17 protein-coding genes and 1 tRNA gene are annotated in these 22,661 nt (G+C 66.6%); 3 read left to right on the top strand and 15 right to left on the bottom strand.

Features of this window, described 5'->3' with window-relative positions; translation table 11 throughout:
• Positions 1–23: 23 nt before the first annotated feature.
• Together FHW94_RS07200 and FHW94_RS07195 are read right to left on the bottom strand one after the other, a co-directional pair.
• On the bottom strand, positions 24–1,124 hold the full coding sequence (locus FHW94_RS07200) for an SPOR domain-containing protein (protein ID WP_168554979.1): 1,101 nt from the start codon (positions 1,122–1,124) through the stop codon (positions 24–26).
• Positions 1,108–2,124: a lytic murein transglycosylase gene (locus tag FHW94_RS07195; RefSeq protein WP_168554978.1), complete on the bottom strand. Its 1,017-nt coding sequence runs from the start codon at positions 2,122–2,124 to the stop codon at positions 1,108–1,110. Before FHW94_RS07195 ends, FHW94_RS07200 begins: the two co-directional genes overlap by 17 nt.
• A 255-nt stretch (positions 2,125–2,379) precedes the next feature.
• Here FHW94_RS07195 and FHW94_RS07190 point away from each other — a divergent pair.
• Positions 2,380–2,467: transfer RNA gene (locus tag FHW94_RS07190), tRNA-Ser, on the top strand.
• On the opposite strand, the gene FHW94_RS07185 is transcribed toward FHW94_RS07190, so the two are convergent.
• From FHW94_RS07185 to FHW94_RS07155, 7 genes are all read right to left on the bottom strand, one after another.
• Positions 2,468–3,538, bottom strand: coding sequence for an aromatic ring-hydroxylating dioxygenase subunit alpha (locus tag FHW94_RS07185; protein ID WP_282599558.1), 1,071 nt, complete (start codon positions 3,536–3,538; stop codon positions 2,468–2,470). It abuts the tRNA gene before it with no gap.
• An 80-nt stretch (positions 3,539–3,618) separates the two neighbouring features.
• Positions 3,619–4,998 (bottom strand): nucleobase:cation symporter-2 family protein, encoded by a 1,380-nt coding sequence (locus FHW94_RS07180; protein WP_168554977.1) that lies wholly within the window; start codon positions 4,996–4,998, stop codon positions 3,619–3,621.
• Positions 4,999–5,022: 24 nt separating this feature from the next.
• Positions 5,023–6,375 carry an 8-oxoguanine deaminase gene (locus tag FHW94_RS07175; RefSeq protein WP_168554976.1) on the bottom strand — a complete coding sequence of 451 codons (1,353 nt, stop codon included), beginning with the start codon at positions 6,373–6,375 and terminating at the stop codon, positions 5,023–5,025.
• Positions 6,372–7,505: a purine nucleoside permease gene (locus tag FHW94_RS07170; RefSeq protein WP_246865914.1), complete on the bottom strand. Its 1,134-nt coding sequence runs from the start codon at positions 7,503–7,505 to the stop codon at positions 6,372–6,374. The genes FHW94_RS07175 and FHW94_RS07170 overlap by 4 nt, the downstream gene beginning before the upstream one ends.
• A gap of 56 nt (positions 7,506–7,561) precedes the next feature.
• On the bottom strand, positions 7,562–10,054 hold the full coding sequence (locus tag FHW94_RS07165; RefSeq protein WP_168554975.1) for a TonB-dependent receptor plug domain-containing protein: 2,493 nt from the start codon (positions 10,052–10,054) through the stop codon (positions 7,562–7,564).
• Positions 10,055–10,163: 109 nt separating this feature from the next.
• A complete protein-coding gene (locus FHW94_RS07160; RefSeq protein ID WP_210425470.1) occupies positions 10,164–11,753 on the bottom strand; it encodes an adenosine deaminase in 1,590 nt (529 codons plus the stop codon).
• Positions 11,750–12,844 carry a purine nucleoside permease gene (locus FHW94_RS07155; protein WP_168554974.1) on the bottom strand — a complete coding sequence of 365 codons (1,095 nt, stop codon included), beginning with the start codon at positions 12,842–12,844 and terminating at the stop codon, positions 11,750–11,752. Before FHW94_RS07155 ends, FHW94_RS07160 begins: the two co-directional genes overlap by 4 nt.
• Positions 12,845–13,030: 186 nt before the next feature.
• Between FHW94_RS07155 and FHW94_RS07150 the strand changes: the two genes are divergently transcribed.
• Both FHW94_RS07150 and FHW94_RS07145 read left to right on the top strand, forming a co-directional pair.
• On the top strand, positions 13,031–13,948 hold the full coding sequence (locus tag FHW94_RS07150) for a LysR family transcriptional regulator (protein WP_168554973.1): 918 nt from the start codon (positions 13,031–13,033) through the stop codon (positions 13,946–13,948).
• A gap of 94 nt (positions 13,949–14,042) precedes the next feature.
• On the top strand, positions 14,043–14,564 hold the full coding sequence (locus FHW94_RS07145) for a phosphoribosyltransferase family protein (RefSeq protein ID WP_168554972.1): 522 nt from the start codon (positions 14,043–14,045) through the stop codon (positions 14,562–14,564).
• Between the two features lie 8 nt (positions 14,565–14,572).
• On the opposite strand, the gene FHW94_RS07140 is transcribed toward FHW94_RS07145, so the two are convergent.
• The 6 genes from FHW94_RS07140 to xdhA are packed head-to-tail and all read right to left on the bottom strand — an operon-like array spanning position 14,573 to position 22,660.
• Entirely contained in the window at positions 14,573–15,679 is a 1,107-nt protein-coding gene (locus FHW94_RS07140) for a nucleoside hydrolase (protein WP_168554971.1), read from the bottom strand.
• Entirely contained in the window at positions 15,663–16,676 is a 1,014-nt protein-coding gene (locus FHW94_RS07135; protein ID WP_349237455.1) for an adenosine deaminase, read from the bottom strand. Before FHW94_RS07135 ends, FHW94_RS07140 begins: the two co-directional genes overlap by 17 nt.
• Entirely contained in the window at positions 16,669–17,979 is a 1,311-nt protein-coding gene (gene guaD / locus FHW94_RS07130; RefSeq protein ID WP_246865913.1) for a guanine deaminase, read from the bottom strand. The genes FHW94_RS07135 and guaD overlap by 8 nt, the downstream gene beginning before the upstream one ends.
• A complete protein-coding gene (gene xdhC / locus FHW94_RS07125; protein ID WP_168554968.1) occupies positions 17,972–18,925 on the bottom strand; it encodes a xanthine dehydrogenase accessory protein XdhC in 954 nt (317 codons plus the stop codon). Before xdhC ends, guaD begins: the two co-directional genes overlap by 8 nt.
• Positions 18,922–21,237, bottom strand: coding sequence for a xanthine dehydrogenase molybdopterin binding subunit (gene xdhB, locus FHW94_RS07120; RefSeq protein WP_246865912.1), 2,316 nt, complete (start codon positions 21,235–21,237; stop codon positions 18,922–18,924). The genes xdhC and xdhB overlap by 4 nt, the downstream gene beginning before the upstream one ends.
• Positions 21,230–22,660, bottom strand: a complete 1,431-nt coding sequence (gene xdhA / locus FHW94_RS07115; protein ID WP_168554966.1) for a xanthine dehydrogenase small subunit — start codon at positions 22,658–22,660, stop codon at positions 21,230–21,232. Before xdhA ends, xdhB begins: the two co-directional genes overlap by 8 nt.
• Position 22,661: the final 1 nt, after the last annotated feature.

The following is a 22,661-nucleotide window of genomic DNA, read 5'->3' as shown; positions in this document are numbered from 1 at the left end:
AATGGGCCAGAAAACCAGGCAGCCTATGGCGCGCGCTGGATCTGCGCATCCGCATAGCCCGCCCGCTTCGCCTTGCCCAGTGCCGCCTTGGCCTGGTCTTGCGAAGCCGCACCGATACGGACCCGGAAGAACTTGCCGGCGGGCAAGACGGTGCCGCCCACTTCACGCGCGGCCTTTTCAGCATTGGCACGGGTGGAAAAGGCGCCGACCTGAACGGCATAGCCCCCACCCGTGCTGGCGGCGGCCGGCTTGGCTTCCGGTTTCGGCGCCGGCTTGGGCTCGGGCTTTGCCGCCGGAGCGGGTTTGGCAACGGCTGGCTTGGGCGGAACCGGCGCTGAAGCAGCCGGCTTTGGCGGCGCGGCCACCTTGGGCGGGCTCGCCACCGGGCTCGGCAATGGCGGGCGGGGTGCCGGCATCGGCGTGGTATTGCGGGTCGTAACCGGACGGGCCTGTGGCGCGCTGGCCGTGCCCACCGGCCGCGGCGCCGTGGGCACGGGCGGTTGCGCTGTCGGCGCCGTGCCGGCCAAAGCGGCGGCCAGCACTTCCGGCCGCGGGTCTGCCGGTGGCAGGATGCCCAGCTTGCGCTTGAGCGCGGTGAGCAGGCCTGGCGGCGTATCCATGCGCTGCGGGGCATGCTGCCCGGTGCGGAGCAGCGCGCGCTCCACTTCGGGTGGGTTTACCCGCCGCACGCGCACGGGCGCATGCGCGCCGGTGAGGCCAAGCTGCGCGAGGGCGCCGGGCGACAAGGCCACCAGTCCATCGCCCTGCATCGGCCCGCGCCGTTCCAGGCGCACCAGGATCGTGCGCCCGCTGTCGAGCGCGGTCACTTCCACATAACAGGGCAAAGGCAGCGTGCGGTGCGACCCGCTGATCCCACCCTCGCCCGCGCTATCGGGCACGGCATAGCCGACGGCATCGTAATTGAGCGTGTCGGCGGGCGTATAGGTCACGCCGTCCACGGCGAAAGGCGCGCCCAGCACCATCGGATAATCCGCCGCCGGTCCAGAGAGCGGCTGGGCCGCAGCAGTGTGAACCAGGCCGCCAAAAGCCAGCAACGGCGTGGCACAGGCAGCGGCGATCAGGGCGGTCCTCAACAAGGCCGGGCGGCTAGCGGCTGATTTCATCGGCGAGCAATCCCACGGAAAGGGCGTAGAAGTTCGAGCAGTTGTAATCGAGGATGACCCGATAATTTCCGGTTAGCAAATAGGCAGTCCGCCCTGGCCCGTCCGGCTCGAAAAACGTCGCCAGCGTATCGTCTCCGGCGGGCCAATATCCCGCCTGGGGCATCATGCCCAGCGCGCGCCATTCGCGCACCGTCCGCCACCGGCTGTGCCGGGCAAAGACCTGCGGGCAACGCGGGCTGGCCAACGTGGTGCCCAGGCTCGCGCGGTCGAGCCCGGCCGGCGCGGTGACGGCAAATCCCCAGGGCTCGCCCGGCCGCCACCCGGCATCGCGGAAATAGTTGGCGATCGAGGCCAATGTATCGGCCCGGCTGGACCAGATATCGGCCAGCCCATCGCCGTCGGCATCCTGCGCCACGCGCAGATAGACACTGGGCAGGAACTGCGGATTGCCAAAGGCGCCGGCCCAGCTGCCCACCAGTTTCTGCCGGGGCACGCCGCGATCGATCATCTTGAGCACGGCGATGAATTCATCGGCAAACAGATCGCGCCGACGCCCTTCATAGGCCAGCGAGGCCAGCGAGCGCGGCAGATCAAAATCGCCCGTATAGCTGCCGAAATTGCTTTCATGGCCCCAGATCGCCAGGATCACCGGCCCGGGCACGCCATAACGGCGGCTGATTGGGGCAATCTGCTGGCCCGATTCGGCATAGATGCGCTGCCCCTTGGCAATGCGCCCGGCATCGACATGGCGGCGGCGATAGGGCTCGAACGAGGGGATTCCGCCGGTGGACGGTCCGCCGCCGGGCTGGCTGCGATCGAACGCAATCACGCGTGGGTTGAACGTGAGCCCCGGCAGGACGCTGCCGATGGTCTGTTCACGCACGCCGGCCCCGCGCGCCTTGGCCGCCAGCAGTTGCAGATACCCCTGGAAACCGGCCTCCTCGCTGTCTTGCGCCACGGCTGGGCCACCCAACGCCGCCAGCACCAGGGCCGCCCCCATGGCCAGGCGCCGCCAGGCCTTGCGGGTGGCCGCGCGCCACGGTGCGGCACGAGAAAGGTTAACGCTTGAAACGAAAGGGATCGATTGGGCCATCATTGCAGGCTGTCTTGCATGCCTTGCCCGACAATGGAACACCCGCGCGCCGGGGTGATGCCCCAAGGCCGCCGAAAATCGGCCCGCCAGCGCATTTTGCGTGGATGGCCCGTGCAAAACCTCTTTGCGCATCGCGTGACAACCGCTATCGGCGGCGCGCCAGGAAGGGTGGCAGAGTGGTCGATTGCAGCGGTCTTGAAAACCGCCGATGTGCAAGCATCCGTGGGTTCGAATCCCACCCCTTCCGCCATTACCCCCCGCTCAGCCCCATGTCGCGCAGCGCGCGGCGGTAGAACATCGAGCTCATGTCGGCGGCCAGGTGCGCTTCGGCGGTAGGTTCGAGCGGTAGGCGCGCGGGCCATTGCGCTTCGACCATGGCCTTGTCTTCCTCGAACACCTGGCGGTTGAAATCATAGACGCCTTGCACCGGTTGGTCGGTGTCGAAATTGCGTGCGATCGGCACGAACAGACGCGTCTGCGTGGCCGACATCGGCGAGGCGGCATTCAGGATCACGAGGCGGTCGCTGCCGGGGAAATGCACTTCCAGCGTGGCAGTGAACGGCGCGTGGCAGCGGAAATGGCGCAGCCAGCGGAAGCCGGCAGGCGCCTTGTCCACCCCCTTGGGATAGTTGGCGACGTTGCTCCAATATTCTGCCTCGAACCCCTGGAACGTGCGCCGGGGGCGATAGTCCGGCACCTGGGCATTGTCGGGATCGGCAAAGCTTTCGGTGTGGATGAAGGCGAAATGGGCAACGTCGAGGAAGCCTTCCATCTGCCGCCCGGCAGAACCGTGAATGTCGATCCATGGGCAGACAATCTGCTGGAAGCCAGGCTCGTCCCAATGCGGCACGGCGATGATCGAGTCTGGGCCGGGCTCCCCCGCCGCGGGATCAAGGCATGTCCACACCAAGCCATAGCGTTCAACCGCAGGATAGGTGGCCAGGTGGAATTGCGCCGGGATCGAACGCTGCGGCTGGGCAGGAATGTGTACGCAGCGGCCAGCGGCGCCGAACGTCAGCCCGTGATACGGACATTCCACGCCCTGCCCGTTGGCACGCCCCATGCTCAACGGCACGCCGCGATGCGGGCAGCGATCGGGCGCGATGACGATGCCGCCTTGCGCGCGGTAGAGCACGAGAGGCTGGTCCAGCAGCTTGGCCTTAAGCGGCGCCTCGCCCACTTCGCGCGCCAGGGCGACGGGGTACCAGTGCTGCGCCAGGATCGCCCAGTCCTTTGGTGCGAAAGTGCAGCCGTGCGGCAGGGCCGGTTCATCTGGCGCGATCAGGGCGGTGGCCATGGGCGATACCTCGTTGAATTCCATGCGATGCAGCCATGATGCTGTCGAGCGCGCGTTCGATCAAACGCATTGATTCTGACGCAGCGTTGCAAAAATCCGCGCAGTCAGATCTCTTTTGGCAGCACCAGATTGAGCACCACCGAAATTATCGCCACCGGCAAAACCCCCGAAGACAGCAGGATGCGCGCGGTTTCGGGCAAATGGCCCAGCGCCTCCGGCTCCAGCTGAAGTCCGAGCGAAACAGACAGCGCGGTGCCGGCCACCAGCATGTTGCGTTGGTTCCAGGATACGCCCGAGAGCATGGCGAGCGCCGAGGATGCGACCATGCCGAACATCACGATCACCCCGCCGCCCAGCACTTCGATCGGGACGGTGGTGATCACCGCGCCGATCTTGGGCAAGAGGCCGCAGACGATCAGGAACACGGCGCCCAGCGTGACGACGAAGCGGCTCATCAGGCCCGACATGGCGATCAGGCCCACGTTCTGGCTGAAGGTGGTGTTGGGCATGGCGCCGAACAGGGCGGAGAGCGCGGTGCCCACGCCATCGGCAGCCACCGCACCCATCACTTCGCGGTCCGTCGCCCGGCGCCCCGCCCCGTTTTCGCAGATCGCCTCGACATCGCCGATCGATTCGATCGAGGAGACGAAGCCGATCAGGCAGAAGCCGAGGATCGCCGATGGGGACAGTTCCCAGCCAAACGCGAGGAAGCGCGGCAGCATGGCCCAGTGCGCCTGGGCCACCGGCGCGAAATCCACCCGCCCCATGATCAGGGCCACGCCATAGCCGGCGAGCAGGCCGAGCAGCACCGCCGCAGTGGACAGCACGCCCTTGCCAAAGAACTTGAGGCCCAGGGTCACGAAGACCACCACCCCGGCCAGGAACCAGCTGGCCGGCGCGCCATAGGCCGGCTGCCCGCGCAAAGTGACGCCGCCAGCGGCATATTCCACGCCGACGCGCACCAGCGACAGGCCGATCATCAGCACGACAAGGCCGGTGACCAGCGGCGGCAGGGCAAAGCGAATCGGGCCGACCAGGCGGCTGAGCCCGGCATGAAGCAACCCGGCCAGGAACGCCGCCGTGGTCAGCGCCGCCATGCCCTCTACGCCCTTGCCGGCAACGATCGGGATCATCACCGAAATGAACGCGAAACTGGTTCCCTGCACCAGCGGCAGGCGCGCGCCGATCGGCCCCAGGCCTATGGTCTGCAACAGCGTGGCCACGCCAGCAAACAGCATGGCGGCCTGGATCATGTAGATCAGTGCGGAAGGATCGGCCGAACCAAAGCCGAAGCCGGCCGCACCTGCCACGATGATCGGCGGGGTGATGTTGGAAACGAACATGGCCAGCACATGCTGCACGCCCAGCGCCACCGCCATCGGCAGCGGCGGCACATAGGCAGGATCGCGGCGCTGCTCGAGCGTGAGACCGTCGCCGGTGGCGGCATCGGCCGGTGCCGCTTCGGGTAATGCTGCTGATGCCATCGCTGCTGCCTTCGCTTCCTGTGCCTATGCCATCAACCGAGCGAGCGCGGCCTGCGCGCCGGCCACCACGCTTTGGCGCGAAACCCGCGCCAGTTCTCCATCACGCACGACCGCGCGGCCTTCGACGAACACGTCGCGCGGCCCCGGTGGTGGCGCGAGGACCAGCGCAGCGAGTTTGTCCCAACTGCCGCTCGATGCGATCTCGTCCACAGGCCAGATCGCCAGGTCGGCGCGCTTGCCCGCGGCCAGTTGCCCGCAATCGTGCCGGCCCAGGATCTGGGCGCCGCCGCGCGTCGCCATGCGCAAGGCTTCGCGCGCGGATAGCGCGCCTGCCCCGCCGTTCACGCGCTGGAGCAGCATGGCCTGGCGCGCTTCGGCCAAGAGGTTGCCGCTGTCGCTGGAGGCGGAGCCATCGACGCCGAGGCCAAGCGGCACCCCCGCATCCAGCATGGCGCGCACCGGTGCGATGCCCGAGCCAAGGCGGCAGTTGGAGCACGGGCAATGGGCCACGCCCGTGCGGGTGCGGGCAAACAGGGCGATTTCGGCCGTATCGAGCTGCACGCAGTGGGCGTGCCACACGTCTGGCCCGGTCCAACCCAGGCTTTCGGCATAGTCCCCCGGCCGGCAGCCGAATTTCTCCAAGCTGTAGCGCACGTCGTCAGCGTCTTCGGCCAGGTGGGTGTGCATCATCACACCCTTGTCGCGCGCCAGGATCGCGGCATCGCGCATCAGTTCGCGGCTGACCGAAAACGGCGAGCATGGCGCCACGCCCACGCGGACCATCGCGCCATCGGCGGGATCATGGAACGCATCGATCACGCGCACCATGTCGTCCAGGATCGCCGGTTCGGCTTCCACAAGGCTGTCTGGCGGAAGGCCGCCCAGGCTTTCGCCCACGCTCATCGCCCCGCGCGTGGGGTGGAAGCGGATGCCGACGCCTTGCGCGGCGGCAATGGTGTCTTCCAGGCGCACACCATTGGGAAAGAGATAGAGGTGGTCCGAAGACAGCGTGCAGCCCGACAGCGCCAGTTCGGCCAGCCCCAGTTGCGTCGCTGCAAACACGTCGTCGGGGGTATAGCGCGCCCAGATCGGATACAGCGTCTTGAGCCAACCGAACAGCGAGGCGTCCTGGCAACCCGGCACCGCGCGGGTGAGCGACTGATAGAGGTGGTGGTGGGTGTTGACGAGGCCCGGCGTAACCACGCAGCCCCGCGCATCGATGGTTTCGATGCCATCGAGCAGCGGGGCCAAATCGGCCGTGCTACCCACTGCCACGATCGCGCCATCGCGCCACACCACGCCGCCATCGGCGATTTCCGTTGCCGCATCATCCATCGTGGCCACGATATCGGCATGGATGACGGCCAGACGGCTCATTGCGGCGGCGCCTTGGCATAGCGCGGCCAATCGGCCAGCAGCGTGTCGACGACCTTGGAGCCCACCGTGTAAAGCGCTTCGAGCGAGGCGCGCATGCCCGAATAGTTCTGGTTTTCCTTGAGCAGGTATTCCGCCGGCGCCTCTCCGGGTGGCGGCATCGTGAAATTGGATGCCCCGCGCAGCACCATCACGCGGTTGCGATCGGCCCGGCCGATGCGCGCGAGATAGTCGATCGATTGGAACGTGCCGGTTTCCTCCATCGCGGAGGTGACGAACACGCCCTTGCCTGCGGTCCAGAAGTCTACCCAATCGTGCGCCCAATCGGTCATCTTGGCGCCGTGCCAGAACGTCATGGCCGCCAGGTTGTCGCCGGTCATGACCTTGGGTGGCGATTGCGCGGGCGCCATGCCGGCATAAGGCGCGCGGGCCGATGCCAGTTCGGCGCTGTCGGCCAGCTTGATGTCCTTGGTCAGGCCATAGGCCCAATCCGCCAACTTGGGATTGAGCGCAAACATCTCGCCCTCGTCCGCCTGCTGCGGACGCTTGTCACCAGGTCCATTGGAATGCAGCGCAAAGTAGCCGCTTTTCCAGTCGGCGGGAATTTCGCGGGCGTCGATCTCATGCGCCAGGTCGCCATCGACGAGGTAATGCGCCCAGACGGCGGAACCGATGGTGGCCTGGTGTGGATCGACCCCGGCGATACCCGCCACCAGCCAATAGGCGTGGGAAAGATCGAACCGTTGGTCGAGCCCGAGGGCCAGCGTGGCGGTCGCCGAGCGGATCGAGCCCATGCCGGTTACCATGCCCAGGATCTGGCTCTGCGGGTTGTAATAGAGATCGTGGTGCGATTGTGGAAACGGAATACGCACGTCGAGCTTGCGCCGCTCGCGCCAGAACTGGAATTCGCCCGGTGCGTCGCCGGTGTCCTGGCCAACCTCGAACATGGTCACGATCACGACCTTGACCGGAATCTTGGCAGCGCAAGGCCCGCCGGGTGCGCAGCGCAGTGCGGCCGAGACAGCGGGGGGCACCGAAGGCGTCGGCGCAGCTTGGGCCATGGTGCCGGTAACCCCTGCCAACAAAGCCAAGGCGGTGGCGGCGCGGCGCAGGCCCTTCATATCAAACATCATCTTTATCCGATAACAGGTTGGCAGGGCGGCAGAACACCGCCGCCCTGCCCGAGGGATCAGAACTTGTACTGAATGGTCGCCTGGAAGCTGCGCGGCTGTTGCGGCAGAGCGATGTCGGCCCCGAACAGATCCTGGCCACCCGCGCGGAAATAGCGGGCGTTGTTGAGGTTCTTGACCACGGCGCGGAACAGCCACGGCCCCGTGGTGAACGAAGCGCCGGCATTGACCAGCCAATAGGCCGGCAGGCGCACCTTCTGGCTATAGCCCGAGAACACCGAGTCCACGTGGCTGACGTCGGCATTGACCGCGAGGCCATTGTCGAACGCATAAGTGCCGGTGGCCGAAACCACGTTGTGCGGAATGCCGGGGCGGCGGGCCTCGGAATTGGTGCTGGGGAACAGGTAGCCGATCTGGCTGCCGCCCAGATAGAGCGAGGCATCCTTGACGTTCACCAGGTCACCGATGCCGAAGTAGTTGAAATAGCCGCCGCTGGAGAGCGCCGAGATATTGACCACGTCGATATAGGTGTAGTTGGCGGTGACCAGCGCGTGGCGATCGATCGACCAGCGCACTTCGGCTTCGACGCCCTTGGTGCGGATCGACTGATTGGTCAGCGGGCTGTCGGAAACGACGTCGGTGCGCTCCTGCTTGTAGACCGAGACCGCCGCATAGAGCCGCTTGTCGAGGAATTCGCCCTTAACCCCGGCTTCGTAGAGGCGCGAAGCCGAGAGGAACGTACCCGAAGCGATTGCCGCCGGCTGGATTTCAGCCCCTTCCCCGGCCACCACGGTCGATTGGCGCGACGCGGTGAAATAGGGGATCAGGCCGATCGGCGTGCGATATGAGATGCTGCCGTTCCACGACAGGCCGCTGTCGTTGCCGGTCGCCTTGGGCACGGCGGGGAGGCCGGTGGGGTCATACTTGGACACGATCGCGGTGGACGTCGCGTGGACATGGTCCCAGCGCAGGCCGCCGATCAGGTCCAGCCCGAAATCGAAATCGACATCGACGAGGCCGGCGAGGCCGACATCGAGATAGTGGCCCTTCAGGTAATCCGAATAATCGCAATCGCAGTCGGTCGAAAGCTGGCGCGTGGACGCGGCGGTATAGCCGGTGGTGATATCGGGCCGGTTCCACAGCTCCACGCCAAAGTCGTCCGCAAACTTGAACTTGGTATAGCGCAGCGAGGGTGCCGCCTGGACCGAGATCTTGGCGCCCGAGGTGGTGAAGCTGTCGCTGATCACCACCTTGTCTTCCAGCACGTAGGAATCGATCATCTGCGAGAAGCCGTAATAGTTCTCGTTGAGATTCTTGGTGCCGTCGTAGAAGACCTGGTTCTTGATCTCGAGCTTGCCCGGCCCGGTCCAGATCAGGTCGAAATAGAACGTCTTCTGGTCATTGTTGAGCTTGTCGTTGGGGCCGGTCAGCGTGTCACGCTTGCTCAGCTTGGTGGTGCCGGGGTTGACCAGCGCCAGATCGGGATAGTTCGCCTTGAGGCAGGCGTCGGTCCAGCCCGAAGCGCCGATGCCGCCGCCGCAGCCGAACGAACCGAAGATGGTCAAGCCCTTGCCACCATTGGCGGCGTAGGCTTCCGAGCGCGAAATCTGGCCATCGCCATTGGTATCGACCGAGGTGCTGGCATTGCCGGTGATGTAAGTGCCGTTATCGACCAGATCCTGCGTCAGGCGGTTCCAGCCGCCATTCTGCTGGCCGCGGAATTTCTGGTACATGCCGCCGAATTCGGTGCGCAGGTTGCTGGTGATGTCGGTGTCGAACGCAGCCGAAAGCACCAGGTTGCGCGGGTGGATGTTGCGGTAATAGCTGCCCGAATCCTCGTTTTCGGCATAGAGGCTGTAGCCGAACTGGTGGTCGCCGATCTTACCGGGGCCAGTCACGCTGCCCTTGAGCACGCTGCGCGCCCAGCTGCCGGTGTCATAGCTGAGGAAGCCGTGTGCCTCGGGCGCATAGGTGCCATTGGCGGCGCGCGCCGTCTTGGGCACGAAGTTCATGTAGCCACCGGTCTTGGACGGACCATAGATCGGCGAGGCGGGGCCGCGCACGATGTCGATGCGGTCGGCCGCGGCGATCGGGGTGGGATAGTTGCCCGGGTTTTCCAGGCGCAGCATGCCGCGGAAATAGACTTCGCCGGGGGTGCCGCGAATGTCGAGCGCGCCGCCGGTGCCGAAGAACGAGCTGGTAAACGTGCCGGGCACCTGGCTGACGAGATCGTAGATCTGGGTGATGCCAAAGCGTTCGAGCTGTTCGGAACTGACCGACGAAGCCGCGCGCGGCGTTTCGGCCAGGGTCTTGTCGAACCCGAAGACCGAGCCGACGTCCTTCAGCGGCAGCGCGCCGAGCGAACCCGACACGACGATTTCGGGCTTGTCGCCATCGGCTTCGGGAGCCGGAGCGGCCTGGTCGGCCAGGGCCGGACGGGCCATGGCGGTGCCGGCCAACAGGGCCAGGGCCACCAGGGCGCGGCGCCCTGCTCGCGTGGATGTGGCGCGCGTGGGTGTGGGTTGGTGCGGCCGTGCTTGCATCTTGCTCATTTTCAATAACCCCCATGATCGGGCCGCGCCGCGATGGGCGCGCCGTCCGTTGCTGTTTTTTCGCCTTCGCGCCCCTCCCGGGCCTGGCTTTGATCTTATGCCTTTGTAATTATGCTGCTTTCTTCGAAACTTGGGTCGCTTGTGCGATCTCTTCCGCCTCGAACCGGTCAAGCCTGCGTTCCAGTTCAATTTGCAGGCGGGCCTTTTCGCTGCCGGCGAGGAAGGCCTGGCAGGCGGCGGTTGCCAGTGCCGCGTTGGCACAGGGCGCGGCCCATTGGCCGGGCACATGGGCGCGCCACAGGCTGGCGCCGGGCAGGAAGCTGTATTCCAGGCTGGCGCGCGTGATGGCCTTGAGATCGGCATAGCCCAGGCCCTGCTCGCGCACGGCCCGGACGTATTCGTTGGTAAGGTCGGTGCGCAGCACGCCCTGGTCATCGGTGGCGAGCACGACCGGCACGCCGTAGCGGCGATAGAGCGCCAGCGGATGATCGGCGCCCTTCACCCCCAGGATCACGGCATTGCTGGTGAGGTTGATTTCCACGGCCACGCCATCGCGGGCCATGCGCGCCAGGGTTTGCCGGCCGTGATCTTCAAAGGCGATATCGACACCATGGCCGATGCGCCGCGCGCCCGAGGCGACTGCCTTTTCGATATGATCGCCCAGGTCTGCGGGCGGAACCTGGCCGAATGCCAGTTCGCCCGCATGCATCGAGACGGCGACGCTGGGATGGCGCTGTTCCAGCAGGCGGAACATCGCCATGTGCAGATCGTAATCGGCGCGGGCCACGGGCCAGTCTTCGGGCTGGACGATATTGACGCCAACAAAGCGCGGGTCCTGCTCGGCCAAGGCGAAGGCGAGGATCAGCGCGCGAAACACCGCCGCGGGCGGCACGTCGCGCAGCGCCCATGCCAGGTAATGGACCGCCACCGCGCAGCCCGGCTCTGCCCGGGGCGTGCCGCAAGCCATGCCAGCGCGGGCTTCGGCTTCCTCTGCATCGATCTGCGCGCGCATGGCCGGAACCAGCGCGGCCAGGCGCGGCCCCTCTTGAGCCAGGAAAGCGGGCAGGCCAGCCCTGTCGAGCGACTGGGCCGGGGCAGACAGGGCAGCGCCCAGCAGCGCGGGCGGGTTGTGGTCCAGTTCCAGATACAGCAGGCCATCGCGGGCCGCCTGGCGCCGCGCCGCGATCATGGCCTGGGCGTCTTCGCCCACCAAGGCAGGTGCAAAACGATCGAACGTGGCAAAGAACTGGTCATGGCCGCTGGTGGCACCCGCCCCTACCCCGGATTGCCAGGCGCGCGTGGACAGGCTGTCTACCAGCCTGGCATAGAGCGCGGGCTGGGTTGCCCCCAGGCTGGCCGCATCGCTGCCGGGTGTGCATGGCGGAGAGGCAAAGCCGGCGCCATCCGCCGCCACGCACAGCCCCTTGCGCCCGGCCCAGGCGATCATGTCTTCGGCATAGAGTGCGCCCGACAGATGGTTGTGCAGGTCGCCGCCCTTGGGAAAGGATCGCAGCAGCAGGCGCAACTCACCCGGATCGCGCGCGGCCTTGGCCAGGATCGCGCCCATGGCCGCTTCGCGTGCCCGGTTTGCATGCGTCAACACGGGCGTGCCAGACTTGGCCCAGAGCGGCGCAGCGCCGGCCAGGCCAAAGGCCAGCCCCCCCGCCAATAGCGCGGCTTTGGCAGCCCCCAGCCTCATGGCTGGCCCGCGCTCGGTACGCTGTCGCGATAGCTCGGCCAATCCGCCAACAGCCGATGCACGACCACCGCGCCAACGCGATAGTTTGCTTCATAGGCTGCGACCTGGCCAGGTCCTTCGTCCCCAACGCTTGCCAGCGGCGATTGCCCCGGTGGCGGCATCGAGGGGTTGCTGGCGCTGCGCAGCACCATCACCCGGCTCATGTCCACCAGACCAGCCCGGCTGGCAGCCAGCATGGTGCCGGCCATCAACTGGCTTTCCATGTTGGTCATCACGAAGCGGCCTTGGCCCTGGGTCCACAGCTTGACCCAATCGCGTGCCCATTGCGTGCGCCCGGCACCATGCCAATAACGCAGCGCACCCAGCGTTTCGCCCATCAGCACGAAAGGCGGACGCTGCGCCTGGGGAAAGCCTTTCCAGCGCGCCCGCGCGGCCTTGAGCGCGGGCGTATCGGGGATCGGCGTGTCCTTGCTGAGCGCAAAGGCCCATTGCGCCAATCCCTGGTTGAGCGGCACGGCCATGCCCAGCGAGCTGGTGTCGGTCATCCCGCCAAAGCTGTCGGCCGATTGCGGCAATTGCCCCGGTGCCTTGGCGCCAATGGCAAAGAGGCCATAAGGCCAGCCCTTGGGCACATCGGCCTCGGCGAACTCGCGCAGCGCGTCGCCGCTCACCACCCAGCGCGCCCAGGCGGCGCTGCCTACCGAGGCCGCCTTGGGATCGGCGCCGGAAATGCCGGTAAACAGCCAATAGGTGTGCGAGAAATCAAAGCGCGGATCGAGCAGCAGCGCCATCAACTGGATTTCGGGCGTGACCACCAGCGAATGGGCATCGCCCCACACCATGCCATAGAGCCCGTCGGCGTTGCGGCGCAGCGGATGCAGCGCGCCGCGCACCGGGATCACTTCGTCCAGGTGCTCGCGCTCTGCCCAAAGCTGGAATTCTCCCGGCGCGTCGCCAGTATCGGCGCCGGGCTCGAAATTGGCGATCACCATGACTTTGACCGGGATCGCCTGCACCGCCGGCACGGCCGGCAGCGCGGGTTCGGCCGCGTGCGAAGACAGCGGCATGGCAAGTACAAGCGCCGCGATCATCGCGCTGCCCGTGGTCACAAGCCTTTTGATGGCCCCTGGCTTATTGCCGGGCCTTGCTGCCGTTATGCGCCCCAAAACACGTTCCCTGAATGATATTTTGTGTCTGAAGCTTGCTAAAAGACTTATGGCGTTGCAATCAATCACAATGAATTTGACAGAGCGTTGCAAAAATTAGAGAGCCCCCAAATGCCAGCCTTCTCCCGCTTCCTCCGCTACTTCATGACCGTTGGCCGGCTGGGCTCCATTCGCAAGGCGGCCGACGAACTCAATGTCTCGGCCTCGGCGATCGATCGCCAGATCCTCAATGCCGAAGCCGAACTGGGCATGCCGCTGTTCGAGCGGTTGCCCACGGGCCTGCGCCTGACCGCTGCGGGTGAAATCGTGATGGCCGCCGGCACGCGCTGGCAAAAAGGCCTGATCGACGTGCGCGCCCAGATCGAGGATTTGCGCGGGCTCAAGCGCGGGCACGTGACCATCGCGATCATGGACGCGCTCACCAAGGGCTATATCCCGGCGCGCATCCGCACGATCCAGAACCGCTATCCCGGGATCACCGTGGACGTGCGGGTGATGGCCAACGAGCACATCCGCGGGGCCATCGCCAGCGGCGAGGTCGATTTCGGCATCTGCTTCGATCCGCAGACCTTTCGCGATCTTACCGTGCTGGCTTATGCCAATATCCGCCTGGGCTTCGTCGTGCCGGCGGACCATCCCTTTGCCGCCCGCGCCTCGGCCCGGTTTTCTGCCTGCGCCGGCATGCCGATGATCTTGCCCGCGCCGCCGCTGGCCGTGGCGCAGCAGGTCCAGGTGCTGGCCGGCACGTCGAAAATGCCGCTGGAGCGCAAGGCTTCATCCGACAATATCCAGATGATCACGTCGCTCGTGCTCGAAGGCGTGGGCCTGGGCCTGCTCACCTCGCTCGACGTGGCCAACGAAGTGCGAGGCGGCCTTTTGGCATTCGTCCCGCTTACCGACCCGGTGCTCAAGCCGATGACTCTGGCGCTGTGCACGGCCACATCGCGCGCCACGTCCTATGCCGCCGATGTCGTGCTTCAGGAAATCCAGAACAGCTTTACCGCGCTCGACTATATGGACCCCAGTTAAGCAAGCCTGTAAGGGCGGCTACTTCGAATCGGGACTGGCCGGAACGGGTGGCCACCCGCCTTCTGCTTTCCCCTATCCCACGCGGACCTGCGCCATGACCCAGCCTGTTTTCGATTACATCGCCTATGACGATTTCCTGGCGATCGTGCGCACGCTGTCGCACACCGTGGGCGCGGGCGATTGGAAGCCCGATTTCGTCGTCGGCATCGGGCGCGGCGGGCTGGTCCCGGCGGTCTACATGAGCCAGATCCTGGATGTGCCGATGCTGTCGATCGACCAGTCGGCCAAAGTGCCCGGCTTTGCCGACGAACTGCTGGTCAAGCTCGCCACGATGACCAAGGCCGGCCAGCGCATCCTGATCATCGACGATATCAACGATTCCGGCCGCACCATCGCCCAGTTGCGCCGCCTCCTGCGCGCGCACGATACGGTGGAAGACCACCTGCGCTTTGCGGTGATGATCAACAACGCGGTGTCGCTCGAAACCGTGGACTATGCGGTGCAGACGATCGACCGCACCACCGACAAGCGCTGGTTCGTGTTCCCGTGGGAAGCGGTCGCCACCACCGAAACGCTGACCGGCCAGGCCAACGAAGTGCCCGAACGCCTGGCCTGATCCGCCTTCTATTTCCCGACCAGCCGCGCCAGCATCGTTTCCAGCTTGGGCACGTCGATCGCCAGGATCACGTCCTGCGCCTGCTCGCCCAGGCCGGGGTGATAGGCCTCGTCCCAACTGAGCGTATCGCCATAGCCGGCGCCCTGCTGGCTTTCGAAATCGATATACAGCCGGCGATGCGTGGCCACCAGCGCGGGATCGAGCCAGACCGCAGCGGCAATCTCGTCCCATAGCGGGAAACCGGGCTCCAGCGCCGTGACGAACCGGTCCACGCCCGGCCGTGCGGCCTTGCCCAGCCGCGCGATCAACGCGGGGCTGAGCTGCGTTGCGGTGGAAGGATCGACCGGCACCATCGTGATCTTGCGCCAGGGCGCACGGGCCATGATGCTGGCCGCCTCGGGATCGAAGCGGATGTTGAATTCGCGGCGCGGGGTGTTGACGAATTCCCGCGCGAAATCGGCGGCGGCGCGGTTGTCGATCACCTGGCGCGGCGCCAGGCTGCCACCCATGTAGACCAGTTCGCGCGCCAGGCCGGCAAAAGCCGGGTCCAGCCGCTGCGCCAGCGCCAGGTTGGTCATCGGCCCGCAGGCCACGATGGTGATCTGGCCGGGATACTTGTGCACCATGCGGATCAGGAAATTGGCGGCGATCTCGTCAGCGGCGTGCGTGGTGGGGTTGCCGCCCGGCAGGTCCACCGGATCGTTGGGCCCGTGATAGGGCGGCGGCGCCTGCTGGGTGTCTTCCACCCAGCGCTTCATGAACGCGCCCTTGAACACCAGGGGCCCGTGGTCCTTCTCCCACCGCTCCGTCAGCACTTCGGAATTGAGCAGGGGAAACGTGGCGCCCGGAACCACCGGCACATCGGTGCGCCCGATCCATTCCAGCCCGCGCAGCGCCTGCGCCCTGACCCGGTTTTCCCAGGCATTGCCCGAAACCGTGGTGAGACCCAGCACCTCGACATCGGGCGAAGACAGCAGCATCACCTGCATCAGGCCAAAGCCATCGTCGTCGATGATCACCTTGCGTGCATCTGGGCGCTTTTCCGGCGCCGCTTGCGCCGTGGCAGACAGCGCCAGCAGCGCCGCCACGGCCAAGATCTTAATGTGCCGCAGCATAAGCCTCGATATCCTCCAGATGGCGGGCAATGGCTTCAGCTGGCAGGAAAGAGCCGGTGAAGCTGTTACGGGCCAATTGCACCAGATGATCCTGCGAAAGCCCACGTGCCCGCGCCACGGCCAGATAATTATCGGCGACATAGCCGCCGAAATAGGCCGGATCGTCGGAATTAACCGTAGCCGCCAAGCCCAGATCCAGCATCCTGTCCAGCGGATGATCGGCCAGATCGTTGACCACGCAGAGCTTGTGGTTGGACAGCGGGCAGACCGTCAGCGTCATGCCCTCTGCCGCCAGACGGGCAACCAGGGCCTCATCTTCCAGCGCGCGATTGCCATGGTCGATGCGGTCCACTTGCAACAGGTCAAGCGCCTCGTGCACATAGGCCGGCGGCCCCTCTTCCCCGGCATGGGCCACGCGCTTGAGCCCCTTGGCCGCCGCAGCGGCAAAGACCCGCGCGAACTTCTCTGGCGGATGCCCCACTTCCGATGAATCGAGGCCGACCGCGGCAATGCGATCGAGCCACGGTTCGGCCATGGCCAGCGTGGCAAAAGCCGCGTCTTCAGACAGATGACGCAGGAAGCTGAGGATAAGGGCGCTGGTCATGCCATGGCGGGCCTTCGCCTCATCCATGGCAGACAACAGCCCCTCGATCACTTCGGCAAAGGGCACGCCGCGATCGGTATGGGTCTGCGGATCAAACATGATCTCGGCATGGCGCACGCCGTCGGCGGCCGCGCGTGCGAAGTAGGCCATGGCAAGATCGTGAAAGTCCTGCCGGGTCAGCAACACGCCCGCGCCGGCGTAATAGATATCGAGAAAATCCTGGAGGTTGGAAAAGGCATAGGCCGCGCGCACCGCCTCCACGCTGGGATAGGGCAGGGCCACGCCGTTGCGATGAGCGAGCGCGAACATCAGTTCCGGCTCAAGGCTGCCTTCTATGTGCAGGTGCAGTTCCGCCTTGGGCAGGCCGCGCACAAAGGCTTCCAAATCAACCACAATTCGCTCCTTTTGCGCTGTCTTTGTCCCAGGCGCATTCGCCCATGATCCAGGTTTGCGCAACCACCCGATCATCACCCAGGATCTGCATGGCAAACAGCCGCTCGGCCAGGCTCGCCCCGGCACAGCGCCGCGCCAGCAGGGGCGTTGCCGCGCTGTCGAGCACGACGAAATCGGCCTCCTGCCCCACCGCCAGCGCGCCGATCTGCGCGTCCATGTGCAACAGCCGCGCGCTGCCCGTGGTGGCGAGGTAGAGCGCGCGGAACGGATCGAGCCGCTCCTCGCGCGCCAGGGCGGCCTGATAGGCCTGCCCCTGGGTATAGAGCATCGAAAAGCTGGTGCCCGCGCCCACGTCCGTCCCCAGCCCCAGCTTAACGCCCAGGCGGTCGGCCTGGCCGAAGTGGAAAAAGCCCGAACCCAGGAACAGGTTGGATGACGGGCACACCGCAATCCCCGCGCCGCTTTCCGCCAGGCGCGCGCCCATGCGGTCCGACAGGTGGATACCATGGGCAAACACGCTGCGTTCGCCCACCAGGCCAAAGCGGTCATAGACATCGAGATAGTCCGCCGCCTGCGTGAACCGCGCCGCAACGGCCGCGCATTCGTGGCGGTTTTCGGCCAGATGCGTGTGCAGCAGCACTTCGGGATGAGCGGCCAGCAGTTCCCCGGCCAGCGCAAGCTGTTCGTCCGAAGATGTCAGCGCAAAGCGCGGCGTGATCGCGTAAGACAGCCGCCCGCGCCCGGCCCAGCGTGCGATCAGCGCCTCGGTCTGCGCGCGTGCCGTCTCCACGGTGTCCCTCAGCCCCTCGGGCCCCAGGTCCATCAGCACTTTGCCCGATGCCAGCCTCATGTTCCGCGCCAGCGCCGCTTCGAACAGCGCATCGACCGACCCTTCGTGCACGGTGGGAAAGACCAGCGCCGACGTGGTGCCGTGGCGCAGCAGTTCGGCCAGGAACGCCTGCGCCACTTCATCGGCATGATCGCGATCGGCGAAGGCCTTCTCGGCGGGAAAGATGTGCCGTTCCAGCCAATCGAGCAACTGCTCACCATGCGATGCGATGCGATCCATTTGCGGATAGTGGATATGCGCATCGACAAAGCCGGGCACGATCAGCCCGCCCAGAGACGTAACCGGCACATCGGCAAAGTGCGGCGCCAGATCAGCATGATCGCCACGCGCCACGATAACGCCCTGTTCCACCACCAGCAGGCCATCGGTCTGGTATTCCACCGCGTCGCCTGCCTGGAGCGGGTCTTCCCCCACCGACAGGATTTCGCCGCGAAAGGCACGCAACTTACCCAAGGATCGAAACTTTCTCTGTTGTTTCCGCCACATCTGCTGGCAACTGCAGCAATTGCGCCAAGACCGCGATGGCGATCACGTCAGGCTCCTTGCCGCCGATGCCGGCCACGCCGATCGGGCAAGTCAGGCGGCCGGGCGCCGTGGCATCGAGCCCATCGCCGTGCAAGCGCGAAACGAAGCGCGCGCGCTTGGTCGCCGAGCCGATCAGGCCGACAAAGCCACCCGCCGGCCGTTGCAGCGCGGCGCGGGTGAGGCGATAGTCGAGCGCGTGATCGTGGGTGAGGATCACGATCGCAGCCTCCGGCGGGGCTTGTGCCACGCATGAAAGGATTGCGTCGTCGGGCACGATGGTAACCCCGTCGATGCTTTCGAACATCGGCCGGGTATCGAACCAGCACAGCCGCAGCGGCAGGCCATGGCTGTGCCGCGCGATGGCCTGGCCGACGTGCCCGGCGCCGAACAGATAGACCGGGCGGCGCCATTGGCCCACCGGTTCCAGAATGCGGGTGCCAGCTTCGGGCTTGTCGCCCCGGGCAGACAGCGCGGAAGGTTGGCCTTCTGCCGTCCAGTGCCGGTCGATCCGGTGCGGCGCAAAGTGGCTGATCAGCAGCGCGCCTTCCTCCATGCCCTGCAACGGAGCCAGGGTTTGCGGATCGAGATGCTCCACCAGCAGGCGCACCCGCCCGCCGCAGCACTGACCCAGCAGGGGGCCAAGCGGATAGTCCTGGATGCGCCAGGCCCCAGGGGCCAGGTCCAGCGTGCGACGCGCCTGTTCGATCGCCTGGAATTCCAGTGCGCCGCCGCCGATCGTGCCCCAGGTGCGCCCCATGCCCACCAGCATGCGCGTGCCCGGCCCGCGCGGTGCAGAACCTTCGCTGGCGAGCACGGAAAGCATCGCCACCGGCGCGTCTGCCGCCCAGGCCCGCGCCGTTTCCCACCACGTCATGACACGCCGCCCCGTTGCCGGGCGACCGCAGCCAGCAGTCGCTCGGGCGTGGCCGGGGCATCGAGCGCCGGCCAGCCCGCGGCCGGGTTGCAGGCCATCACCGCCGCGCCGAGCGCGGAAAACACCGCATTGGCCAGCATGAACGGCGGCTCCCCAACCGCTTTCGATCGGTGGATCGTGGGCCGGTGGTTGGCCCCGTCCCACAGCGTCACGGTCAGCCGGTCGGGCCGGTCGTTGGCGGTGGGGATCTTGTAGGTGGAAGGCGCGTGGGTCAGCAGCTTGCCCGCATCGTCCCAGACCAGCTCCTCGCTGGTCAGCCAGCCCTGCCCCTGGATGAAGCCGCCTTCGATCTGCCCCTTGTCGATCGCCGGGTTCAGCGACTGGCCGCAATCGTGGAGAATGTCGGCGGCCAGCACGCGATGTTCGCCCGTCAGCGTGTCGATCACCACTTCGGCGAGCGCCGCGCCATAGGCGAAGTAATAGAACGGCTGGCCCTGGTGGGCGTCGCGATCATAATGCAGATCGGGCGTGGCGTAATATCCGGTAGAAGACAGCGAAATCCGCGCCATGTGCGCCCGGCGGCACAGCACTGGCCAGGGCATCGCTTCGCCGCCGGCGCGCACTTGTCCCCCGGCAAACACGACATCTTCGGCCGCGCCGCCAAAGGTGCGCGCGCAGAACTCGGCCAGGCGCGCGCGGATGGTCTGCGCCGCGTTCAGCGCCGCCATGCCATTGAGGTCTGCCCCCGATGAAGCCGCCGTGGCCGAAGTGTTGGGCACCTTGTCGGTCCGCGTGGCGGTGATCCGCACCTGCTCCAGCCCCACGCCAAAGGCCTGGGCCACCACTTGCGCCACCTTGGTATAGAGGCCCTGCCCCATCTCGGTGCCGCCGTGGTTGATCTGGATCGAACCATCGGCATAGACATGCAGCAGCGCGCCAGCCTGGTTGAGATGGGTGGTGGTAAAGCTGATCCCGAACTTCACCGGGGTAAGCGCCAGCCCCTTCTTGAAGATCGCGTTTTCAGCATTGAACGCGGCCACGGCGGCTTGGCGCGCCTCGTAATCGCCCTCTCCGCGCAGCCGGGCAATCAGGTCGGGCGCGATATTGTCGGCCACAGTCATGCCATAGGGCGTCACATCGCGGCCCGGCCCATAGAGATTGGCCACGCGCACCGCCAGTGGATCGAGCCCGAGGTGCCCGGCGATGGCATCCATCACCCGCTCGATCGCCAGCATCCCCTGCGGCCCGCCAAAGCCGCGAAACGCGGTGGCCGAAACCATGTTGGTCTTCAGCCGCTCCGAAACGATTTCCACGGCGGGCAGGAAATAGGCATTGTCGGCATGGAACATCGCCCGGTCGTTGATCGCGGGCGAAAGATCGACCGTGGCGCCGCAGCGCGAGGCCAGGCCGAGGCGCAGCCCCTCGATCCGCCCATCCGCATCGAAGCCAACATCGTAATCGACCAGGAAATCGTGGCGCTTGCCGGTCTGCACCATGTCGTCGTCGCGATCGGCGCGGAACTTGGCCGGGCGGCCGGTGTGATAGACCACCAGCGCAGCAGCAGCGGCATAGAGCGCGGCCTGGCTTTCCTTGCCGCCGAACGCGCCGCCCATGCGCCGCACTTCCACGGTCACGTCGGCAGAGGAAAGCCCCAGCATGTGCGCCACCAGATGCTGCACTTCGCTCGGATGCTGGGTGGAGGACAGCACATGGACCTGCCCGTCTTCCAGGGGCCGGGCCAGCGCGATCTGCCCTTCGAGATAGAAATGATCCTGCCCGCCCATGGCCAGATGGCCCGCCAGGCGATGCGGCGCGGCGGCCAGAGCGGCCTTGGCATCGCCCCGCGCCATGCGCTGCGTTGGCTCGATCAGGCTTTGTTCGGCGCGTGCCTGTTCCACGGTGAGGATCGGGTCATGCCGTTCATAGCGGATCGTGCCCAGCCGCGCCGCCTGCCGCGCGGCGCGGCGGCTGGTGGCGGCAACCAGGAACACCGGCTGCCCCAGCCAGACCACTTCGCCATCGGCCAGCAGGCGATCGTCCCCCGCCACGGGGGAAACGTCGTTGGCATGGGGAATGTCGGCGGCGGTATAGACCGCCACCACGCCCGGCGCGGCGCGCACGGCGGAAAGGTCCATATCCACGATCCGCGCGCGCGCCTCGCTCGATACGCCGAACGCCAGATGCAGCAGGTGCGGCGGCTCGGGCTCATCATCGATATAGCGCGCCTTGCCCGCCACATGCAGGTGCGCGCTGTCGTGTCGGTAGCCGGTGCCCACCACCGGGCCGGGCGTCTGCGTCAGGGCGTCAGCCAAGGGCCACCTCCTGCACGCGCACGGCCTGGCCCTGTGCCTGGTGCCACAGCCGCCAGACCAGATTGCCGGCTGCCTCCAGCCGATAGGCCGCGCTGCCGCGCACATCGCTGAGGGGCGCGAAATCGGCGCGGATCGCTTGCGCGGCGGCGGCCATGGTTTCGGCGGTGAAGGGCGCGCCGGTCAGCGCGGCTTCGGCCAGCGCGGCGCGACGCGGGGTGGCGGCCATGCCGCCGAACGCCACGCGCGCCGCCGTGATCGTGCCCTGCTCCACCGTCAGGCGGAACGCGCCGCAGACCGCCGAAATGTCGCTGTCGAACCGTTTGGAGAGCTTAGAGATATGCACCACATCCTGCGCCCGCGGACGGGGCACGAACACGCTTTCGACGAATTCGTCGGCGGCGCGGTCCTGCCGGCCATAGGCGATGAAGAATTGTTCCAGCGGCATCGTCCGCCGCCCGCGCACCGAGCGCAGCGTCAACGTGGCGCCCAGCGCGATCAGCGCCGGCGGGCCATCGCCGATGGGGGAGCCATTGGCGATATTGCCGCCCACCGTGCCGGCATTGCGCACTTGCAGCCCGCCGAGCCGGCGCACCAGTTCGCCAAGCTCGGGGCTCAACCGCGCCAGCGCGGCATGGGCATCGGCATAGCGCACCGCGCCGCCAAGCGTCACGCCCTCGGCGCCATCCTCGATTATGCCCAGTTCGGGCACGTCGCCCACGAAAATCACGGTTTCCAGATCGACCAGCTTCTTGGTCACCCACAGGCCCACGTCGGTGGCGCCGGCCACGATCCGCGCGCCGGGATATTGCGCCAAGAGCGTGGCCAGGGCATCGGCATTGTCGGGAATGAACCAGCGCGCGGTGCGCCCATCGGGCAGGGTGGCATGGCCACAGGCCGGCCCCGTCGCGCCGCGCAGCATGGCCAGCAAGGGCGCATCGTCGCGCTCTGCCGGGGGATGCTGCGCGCCCGCTTCCAGCAGCGGGCCATAGCCGGTGCAGCGGCACAAGTTGCCCGCCAGGACATCGCCCACCGGTAGGTCGCATCCGGCGGCGCCCATCGCCCGCCCCTGCAGCGACATGACGAAGCCCGGCGTGCAGAACCCGCATTGCGATGCGCCGTTGCAGGCCATGGTCAGTTGCAGGGCATTGAGTCCCTCGCCCAGCCCATCCACCGTCAGCACGGCCTTGCCATGCAGCATCGGCAGGAACTGGATGCAGGCATTCACCGCGCGCCAGTCCAGCCGCTGGCCGCCATGCGCGGGCGTGCCCACCAGCACGGTGCAGGCCCCGCAATCGCCTTCGCCGCAGCCTTCCTTGGTGCCGGTCTTGCCCGCCCGGCCGCGCAGGAAATCAAGCACGGTATCGCCCGGTGCCACGCCATCGAGTTCCACCAATTCCCCATCGCAGACAAATCGCAAGGCCATG

The sequence above is a fragment of the Novosphingobium sp. SG720 genome (assembly GCF_012275365.1).
Taxonomy (GTDB): Bacteria; Pseudomonadota; Alphaproteobacteria; order Sphingomonadales; family Sphingomonadaceae; genus Novosphingobium; species Novosphingobium rhizosphaerae.
This window is presented reverse-complemented; position numbering and strand designations above follow the sequence as displayed.

What these genes read in the sequence shown, in the direction of transcription:
- FHW94_RS07180 (WP_168554977.1), bottom strand. Translation starts at nt 4,998, where the DNA reads ATGGCATCAGCAGCATTACCCGAAGCGGCACCGGCCGATGCCGCCACC.
- FHW94_RS07185 (WP_282599558.1), bottom strand. Translation starts at nt 3,538, where the DNA reads ATGGAATTCAACGAGGTATCGCCCATGGCCACCGCCCTGATCGCGCCA.
- FHW94_RS07140 (WP_168554971.1), bottom strand. Translation starts at nt 15,679, where the DNA reads ATGCTGCGGCACATTAAGATCTTGGCCGTGGCGGCGCTGCTGGCGCTG.
- FHW94_RS07200 (WP_168554979.1), bottom strand. Translation starts at nt 1,124, where the DNA reads ATGAAATCAGCCGCTAGCCGCCCGGCCTTGTTGAGGACCGCCCTGATC.
- FHW94_RS07155 (WP_168554974.1), bottom strand. Translation starts at nt 12,844, where the DNA reads ATGATCGCGGCGCTTGTACTTGCCATGCCGCTGTCTTCGCACGCGGCC.
- FHW94_RS07170 (WP_246865914.1), bottom strand. Translation starts at nt 7,505, where the DNA reads ATGATGTTTGATATGAAGGGCCTGCGCCGCGCCGCCACCGCCTTGGCT.
- FHW94_RS07145 (WP_168554972.1), top strand. Translation starts at nt 14,043, where the DNA reads ATGACCCAGCCTGTTTTCGATTACATCGCCTATGACGATTTCCTGGCG.
- FHW94_RS07165 (WP_168554975.1), bottom strand. Translation starts at nt 10,054, where the DNA reads ATGAGCAAGATGCAAGCACGGCCGCACCAACCCACACCCACGCGCGCC.
- FHW94_RS07160 (WP_210425470.1), bottom strand. Translation starts at nt 11,753, where the DNA reads ATGAGGCTGGGGGCTGCCAAAGCCGCGCTATTGGCGGGGGGGCTGGCC.
- FHW94_RS07150 (WP_168554973.1), top strand. Translation starts at nt 13,031, where the DNA reads ATGCCAGCCTTCTCCCGCTTCCTCCGCTACTTCATGACCGTTGGCCGG.
- xdhC (WP_168554968.1), bottom strand. Translation starts at nt 18,925, where the DNA reads ATGACGTGGTGGGAAACGGCGCGGGCCTGGGCGGCAGACGCGCCGGTG.
- FHW94_RS07195 (WP_168554978.1), bottom strand. Translation starts at nt 2,124, where the DNA reads ATGGGGGCGGCCCTGGTGCTGGCGGCGTTGGGTGGCCCAGCCGTGGCG.
- xdhA (WP_168554966.1), bottom strand. Translation starts at nt 22,660, where the DNA reads ATGGCCTTGCGATTTGTCTGCGATGGGGAATTGGTGGAACTCGATGGC.
- FHW94_RS07175 (WP_168554976.1), bottom strand. Translation starts at nt 6,375, where the DNA reads ATGAGCCGTCTGGCCGTCATCCATGCCGATATCGTGGCCACGATGGAT.